At 45.2% G+C, this 6,919-nt stretch carries 6 protein-coding genes; 2 read left to right on the forward strand and 4 right to left on the reverse strand.

Going from position 1 to position 6,919, the window contains the following annotated elements; all coding sequences use genetic code 11:
- Positions 1-3: 3 nt before the first annotated feature.
- The 4 genes from IRJ16_RS21275 to IRJ16_RS21290 all read right to left on the reverse strand — a co-directional run bounded on the left by IRJ16_RS21275 (position 4) and on the right by IRJ16_RS21290 (position 4,681).
- Complete coding sequence (locus tag IRJ16_RS21275) at positions 4-1,404, reverse strand: MBL fold metallo-hydrolase (protein WP_194113679.1); 1,401 nt, start codon at positions 1,402-1,404, stop codon at positions 4-6.
- Positions 1,405-1,477: 73 nt separating this feature from the next.
- Positions 1,478-3,337 (reverse strand): ABC transporter ATP-binding protein, encoded by a 1,860-nt coding sequence (locus IRJ16_RS21280; RefSeq protein ID WP_194113684.1) that lies wholly within the window; start codon positions 3,335-3,337, stop codon positions 1,478-1,480.
- A 36-nt stretch (positions 3,338-3,373) separates the two neighbouring features.
- Entirely contained in the window at positions 3,374-3,892 is a 519-nt protein-coding gene (locus IRJ16_RS21285) for a hypothetical protein (protein ID WP_194113687.1), read from the reverse strand.
- A gap of 12 nt (positions 3,893-3,904) precedes the next feature.
- Positions 3,905-4,681, reverse strand: coding sequence for an SAM hydrolase/SAM-dependent halogenase family protein (locus IRJ16_RS21290; RefSeq protein WP_194113702.1), 777 nt, complete (start codon positions 4,679-4,681; stop codon positions 3,905-3,907).
- A 101-nt stretch (positions 4,682-4,782) separates the two neighbouring features.
- On the opposite strand from IRJ16_RS21290, the gene IRJ16_RS21295 reads away from it, so the two are divergent.
- Both IRJ16_RS21295 and IRJ16_RS21300 read left to right on the forward strand, forming a co-directional pair.
- On the forward strand, positions 4,783-5,745 hold the full coding sequence (locus IRJ16_RS21295) for a PhoH family protein (RefSeq protein WP_194113688.1): 963 nt from the start codon (positions 4,783-4,785) through the stop codon (positions 5,743-5,745).
- 88 nt (positions 5,746-5,833) lie between these two features.
- Positions 5,834-6,778, forward strand: a complete 945-nt coding sequence (locus IRJ16_RS21300) for a phosphoribosylaminoimidazolesuccinocarboxamide synthase (RefSeq protein ID WP_194113690.1) — start codon at positions 5,834-5,836, stop codon at positions 6,776-6,778.
- Positions 6,779-6,919 lie beyond the last annotated feature (141 nt).

Below are 6,919 nucleotides of genomic sequence, written 5' to 3' on the forward strand. Positions count from 1 at the left end.
GGATCAAATATCGTAGCTGATACCATTTTCAGGTATTACCACCTCGTAACCGTCCGCGCTCAGGTCATCAGCCATTAATTGCATGCTCGTACCTTCGCCGTGCACCAAAAAGACCTTCTTTAATTTCTGCTTATCCAGTTGCTTAATGTTGTTTACCAGGTCCTCGTGGTCGCCATGGGCGCTCAATACATCAGTTTGTTTGATAGTGGCATATACAGATAATTCCCTGTCTTTGATGCGAACGATCGGGTCGCCGCGTAAAAGGCGATGACCAAGAGTCCCCTTTGCGCAATAGCCGATGAATAGGATAGTGCAGTAATAGTTCTGGATGTTGTTATACAGATGGTCCTGTATACGGCCACCTTCTAACATACCGGCAGACGATATGATGATGCAAGGCTCAAAGTAATTGCTGATCTGCTTGCTCTCTGTCAGGTTCTCGATATAGGTCAGGTTCTCAAACTCGAATTCGTCGCCCTGATCTTTGTAAAATTGCTGCGCCTCTTCGTTCACCAGGTTATGGTGTTTGCGATAGATCGTCGTTGACCGGTTAGCCATTGGGCTATCTACAAATACGGCAACTTTAGGCAGCTTACCCGAACTGAATATCTTATTCAGCGTAAATACCAATGATTGTGTCCTGCCAATACTGAACGCCGGGATGATCAATCGGCCCGATTCTTTGATACAAGCCTTCTCGATCACCTCGATCAACGTTTCCTCAACCGACTTGCCCTTGGTATGCATCCGGCCGCCATAGGTGGATTCAGAAACGATATAATCAACATCGGGAAGTGTTTCCGGATCATTCAATACAGGATAACCTTTACGACCGATATCGCCTGTAAAGGCTATCGTTCTGTCTTCGCCATTCTCCTTAACCTTTAACACAGCCGCCGCGGCACCCAATAGGTGACCGACAGGGATAAAGGTCAATTCGATATCACCCGTTATTCGGAATGGCTTATTAAAGCCGATGGTCACAAACCTATCCACCGTATCCATCACATGTTTTGCTAAATACAAAGGTTGTGCAGTATTACCACCGCCATGATGACGGCCCCGGCGATGCTTGCGGCTCTTTTCCTGTTTGCTCATAAAGATGCTTACAGAGTCATAAAGCAAAACCTCGGTCAGGTCGGCTGTAGGGGCGGTGCAAAGGATCTGCCCGTTATAGCCCATACGTACCAGCGTCGGTAAGTTACCCGAGTGGTCGATATGTGCGTGGGTCAAGATAACCACATCGATCTCGGCCGGGTTAAAATTGAAATCCTCGTTAGCGAGTAAGTGTTTCTCTTTCTCGTAATCTAAACCGCAATCTATCAGTATCTTATATTGGCCCACCTGCAGCAAATGCATGCTTCCGGTAACTTGCTGCGCGGCGCCGTGTATAGTTAGTTTCATCTGTTAGTCCATGGACCATGGCCGATAGACCATGGCTGTTTTGGCGTAAGATAGTATTTTGGACGAATCTTCGTTATTTTTCGTTTTCCACAGGCTCTCGCAGGCTCTCTTTTGAGTCGGTTTGTAATTGACTTAGGTATCTGTAAAGACCACCCTCGTTCTCCATCAGTTTGGTATGGCTACCTGTTTCAACAACTGTACCTTTCTCGATCACAACGATCTGATCTGCTTCGCGAATAGTAGACAAACGGTGGGCGATGATGATTGAGGTGCGGCCTACCATCAGCTCCTCTAAAGCCTCTTGTACTAAACGTTCCGATTCTGAGTCGAGCGATGAGGTGGCTTCGTCAAGGATCAGGATAGATGGGTTTTTAAGCAATGCACGTGCTATCGCGATACGTTGCCTTTGTCCGCCCGATAGTTTTACACCACGTTCGCCGACAACGGTCTCATATCCTTCCGGGAAACCACTGATGAATTGGTGGGCATTGGCACGTTGAGCCGCTTTGATGACCTCATCATTGGTAGCACCCATTTTGCCGTACGCTATGTTCTCTAATATCGTCCCACCAAAAAGCAATACATCCTGCGGAACGATGGCTACCTGATTGCGAACATCGGTCAGTGAATAGCTATCAGCATTACGACCATCGAATTGGATATTGCCTTCCTGCGGATGATAGAATTGCAGGATGAGCGATGCCATGGTAGATTTACCGGAACCACTTGGGCCGACAATGGCCACTTTTTGACCAGCTTTGGCATCAAAAGAAACATACTTCAATACAGTGATCTCTGGACGGGAAGGGTAGTGGAAGGTGATATTTTGGAAAGACAGGTCGCCACGGATCATCTCTACAGTGGCGTTCTCTGCTTCGATCATAGATATCGGCTCGCCTTGCTCGCCTAATATCTCTAATACGCGCTCGCTTGCGCCGATGGCTTTTTGCAGGTTGGCGTACAGATCAGGGAAGCTGCCCATGGCTGCGCCCACAAAGATCGAGTACATGATAAACGTGGTCAGTTGACCAACATTGATATCGTGGTTTTGTATTAGTGTCGATCCGTACCAGATCACGCCGACAAAAGTACCGAACAAGCAGAATACGATGAACGATGCAAATATCCCACGGAATTTAGCGCCTTTAACGGCTATACCGACAACCTCTCGCAGGATCTTATCATAACGGTTAGCTTCATAAGCTTCGTGCACAAACGCCTTTACATTGGCGATGCCTTGTAAGGTTTCCTCTACAACAGTATTTGACTCTGCTAATTTATCCTGGGCCTGACGAGATAGTTTACGAATGAATTTACCGAAAACTACTGCGAAAGCGATAAGGAACGGCAAGATACTCAACAGCATCAAAGTCAACTTACCAGATACGATCACCAATAAGGTTACGCTGCCTGCCATGATCACCAATTGACGGATAACTTCGGCAATGGTAGTGGTCAGTGTATCCTGTATCTGCGAAAGATCGGCAGATATGCGGCTGTTCAATTCACCAACGCGGCGGTTGGCAAAGAAATTCATTGGCAGGGTGATCAGTTTAAAATAAGTATCTCTGCGGATATCGGCTAAAGATTTTTCGGCTACCTGCACAAAAAACACTACCCTAAAGAAGGAAACAAAAGCTTGCCCAAAAAGTAAAGCGAAACCAAATATACCAATTGCATTAAGGCTATGTGGGAAGAATTTGTTTTTGTAAATACCCTGAGCAGCATCTATCAAAGCACCAAGGATAGCGGGAAACGCCAATCCTGTTAAGCTGGAAAGGAACAGCAAAAACATCCCGAAGATGAATTTTGCCCGATACGGCCTGAGGTAACTTAGCAGCCGGGCTACACGTTTTAAACTTTCACTATTGATCTTTGCTTTTGGCAGTTCTGCTTCTGCCTTACTTCCACTATTTAATCGTCCGCGCGCCATTTATCTCTTTGGTTCTGTTTGTTCAAACCCCCAAATTTACGTTTTAGCGGGACGTTTTCGTGTAAGTAAGTATAAAAGTGACAATATTAGGATACCGACGATGACGTATAAGATGGTTGTCGACCGGTCGTGAGCCTTTTCACTCGTCTCTATATCAGCATTAAGCTTGGTGACTTGTGCACGTAGTTTATTGATAGTGGTCATGTAGGCCGTTACGGTCTCCTGTAACTCGTTCGACTTGGACTCTACCTTTTGCTGTTCAAATACCCGATAGTCCAGCAATATCTTGGTCTCACGGAATATGCTCTCATCGGTCTTGGTGATTTCCATCAGTATCTCGTTAGATCGACGGATGTCTTTTTTGGTCTGCAAGCCAAAGATACCAGTATGTTGGCTCAGGCTCTCGGTGTATTGACCAAAACGTTGCTCGCGAGTGGCAAGCATCTCGTTTATTTTTTTACGTTGCAGTTGGTAAGCGGCCGAGTCAGTATTATTTTGCGCGATGGCTGGAGTGACTGATATCAGCAATAGCAGAATAATCAGGAAATTGTTCATAGTTAAAAGGACCTATTCAAAATCAATGATGACACTGTCACCAAGGTTCAGTCCTAATAACCCGCTCGCGTTGCCTTTGTTTATAGCTATCTCTAAATGGTCGCTAATGCCGAAGAGGCAAAGCTTTTCGCCCTCATCCACCTCGTTGTAGTACCAGCTTAGTTTGGTGATGGTCTCGTTGCGCTTGAAATACAGAGTGAACTTGCGCCCCTGCTGTATCTTCATGAATAGTTCTTTGGTGATATTGGTGATCACATTTTGGAACGAATCGATATAAATAACCATACCGCGGATCTGGTTCTTTTCGATCACGGGCTGCAGGTTCATTTTCTTTTCGATACCATCTACAGGTTCGCCTATCTCCAGTAAACTTCCTCCTTTAGCTAAATGGCAGGCGGCTTTTACAAAGATATCGGTAAGCGGGAAATGCAGATATTTAAGGTCCTGCATAATGGATATCTCCACCATCTCGTCAGGGTCGGTGTTGAACATCAGACAAAAGATGCCATTATCCGCACCCACAAAATAGTGGTTGTTAAATTTTACTGCAAGGTATTTAACGTCCTTATTGTAGACCGTATCGATACCAATAAGGTGCACCGTATTGTCAGGAAAATAGTAGTAACTATTTTTTAAAACAAAGGCCGCTTGTTGTATATTGAAGGCGGGAATAGAGTGGGTAACATCAACTATGTTGGCCGTTGGCAATACCTTCAGGATGCTCCCTTTTAGGGCAGCCTGGTAGATATCCTTGTCGCCAAGATCAGTAGTTAAAGTAATTATCCCTATCAATTTTTTAATATTTATTGCTAATCTTGTACAAGAATTAAGCGGTGCAAATATTCAAATTTTTTGATCAAAAGATTAGGTAACTATAAAATCAATTGCCGTTGAACGAATTAAAATTATCATTAGAACACGTAAATCCCGCGGTGGTGTGGGGGCCGAATAATGACCATTTCGAGATCATTAAAAAGCAATTCCCTAAGCTAAAGATAGTTGCCCGCGGAAGTGAGGTAAAGATCCTGGGCGACGAGCAGGAGCTGACGGCCTTCGGTACAAAATTTCAACAACTGATAGATCATGTAGATAAGTTCGAGTCGGCTACCAGCATCGATGTCGAGCGAATCTTTGGTGCTAAAAGTTCACCCAAGACCGAAACAACTACCGAAGCCGGCGACAAGTCAACAACGGGAGAGGTAATTGTGTTTGGCCCTAACGGTATTATGGTCAAAGCCCGCACAGCCAACCAGCGCCGTATGGTTGATACCATTGCTAAGAACGATATTTTGTTCGCGATCGGTCCGGCAGGTACGGGTAAAACATACACGGCTGTTGCACTTGCGGTGAGGGCGCTAAAGAATAAAGAGATCAAGCGTATCATCCTGACCCGCCCCGCAGTAGAGGCAGGGGAGAACCTTGGCTTTTTACCCGGCGACCTGAAAGAAAAGATCGATCCGTACTTGCGCCCGCTTTACGACGCGTTGGACGATATGATCCCGGCTGAAAAGCTGAAATTGTACCTGGAGAACCGCACTATCGAGATAGCGCCTTTAGCCTTTATGCGTGGCCGTACGCTGGATAATTGCTTTGTGATCCTTGATGAGGCGCAGAACGCCACCGATATGCAATTGAAGATGTTCCTGACCCGTATGGGGCCGTCTGCTAAGTTTATTGTAACAGGCGACGTTACCCAGATAGACTTACCTAAAAAACAAATGTCTGGCTTGCATACTGCCCTACGCATATTAACAGATATCAAAGGTATCGACATTATTTACCTTACCGGCGAGGACGTTGTCCGCCACAAACTTGTACGTAAGATATTAGCCGCTTACGGGGACATACAATAGAGATATGAGATGTTAGATGTGAGATATGAGATATCGAGGCGGAAAACCTGTCTCACATCTCATATCTCATGTCTCAAATCTACCAACCATGAACGCAATAAAAGAAACCAACTTTAATTTTCCGGGACAGACCAATTTTTACAAAGGCAAAGTACGCGACGTTTATACCATCAGCGATAAATATCTGGTGATGGTGGTGTCTGATCGTATCTCAGCTTTTGATGTGGTGCTGCCTGAACCAATTCCATATAAAGGACAAGTACTTAACCAGATTGCTGCTAAGTTTTTGGCCGCAACACAAGATATCGTTCCTAACTGGGTGGTGAATGTACCAGATCCAAGTGTAACGATAGGCCGAATTTGCGAGCCGTTTAAAGTAGAGATGGTGATCCGTGGTTATTTAGCCGGCCATGCATGGCGTGAGTATAGTGCAGGCAAACGTGAGGTTTGTGGTGTTGCTTTGCCCGAGGGTTTAAAAGAGAACGATAAACTGCCACAACCTATCATTACACCCACAACAAAAGCGTCTGTGGGTCATGATGAAGATATCTCTAAAGAAGACATCTTAGCTAAAGGCATCGTATCTGCTGATGATTACGAGCAATTAGAAAAATATACCCGTGCGATATTTGCCCGTGGTACCGAGATCGCAGCCGCCCGTGGTTTGATCTTGGTGGATACCAAATACGAATTTGGCAAGGCCGACGGTGTGATCTATCTGATCGATGAGATCCACACGCCTGATTCTTCACGTTATTTCTACAGTGAAGGTTACGCAGAGCGACAAGCAGCAGGTGAGCCCCAAAAGCAGCTTTCTAAAGAATTTGTAAGGAAATGGCTGATCGAGAATAGGTTCCAGGGTAAAGATGGTCAAACCGTTCCGCAAATGACACCCGAGATCGTGGAATCGATATCTGAACGTTACATTGAATTATTCGAGCAGATAACCGGCGAGGATTTCGTTAAGCCGGAGGCTGGGCACGTGTTGGATAGGGTAGAAGGTTCGGTAAATAAAGCATTGGCCGAGTTGTAATTAAATGATCAACTTGAATCGTCCTGATATAAGTTGACAGATTTTACGATAGTCCCAGTTACAAGAGTAGCTGGGATTTTTGTTTATAAACACTTTGCGGTGTTTTCATTTTCAAAGATAAGTGCGGCCTGTAATTATTGT

This window comes from Mucilaginibacter myungsuensis (assembly GCF_015222005.1).
Classification (GTDB): domain Bacteria; phylum Bacteroidota; class Bacteroidia; order Sphingobacteriales; family Sphingobacteriaceae; genus Mucilaginibacter; species Mucilaginibacter myungsuensis.

Coding starts and splice junctions, on each gene's coding strand:
- IRJ16_RS21275 (WP_194113679.1), bottom strand. CDS start 1,404: ATGAAACTAACTATACACGGCGCCGCGCAGCAAGTTACCGGAAGCATG.
- IRJ16_RS21280 (WP_194113684.1), bottom strand. CDS start 3,337: ATGGCGCGCGGACGATTAAATAGTGGAAGTAAGGCAGAAGCAGAACTG.
- IRJ16_RS21285 (WP_194113687.1), bottom strand. CDS start 3,892: ATGAACAATTTCCTGATTATTCTGCTATTGCTGATATCAGTCACTCCA.
- IRJ16_RS21300 (WP_194113690.1), top strand. CDS start 5,834: ATGAACGCAATAAAAGAAACCAACTTTAATTTTCCGGGACAGACCAAT.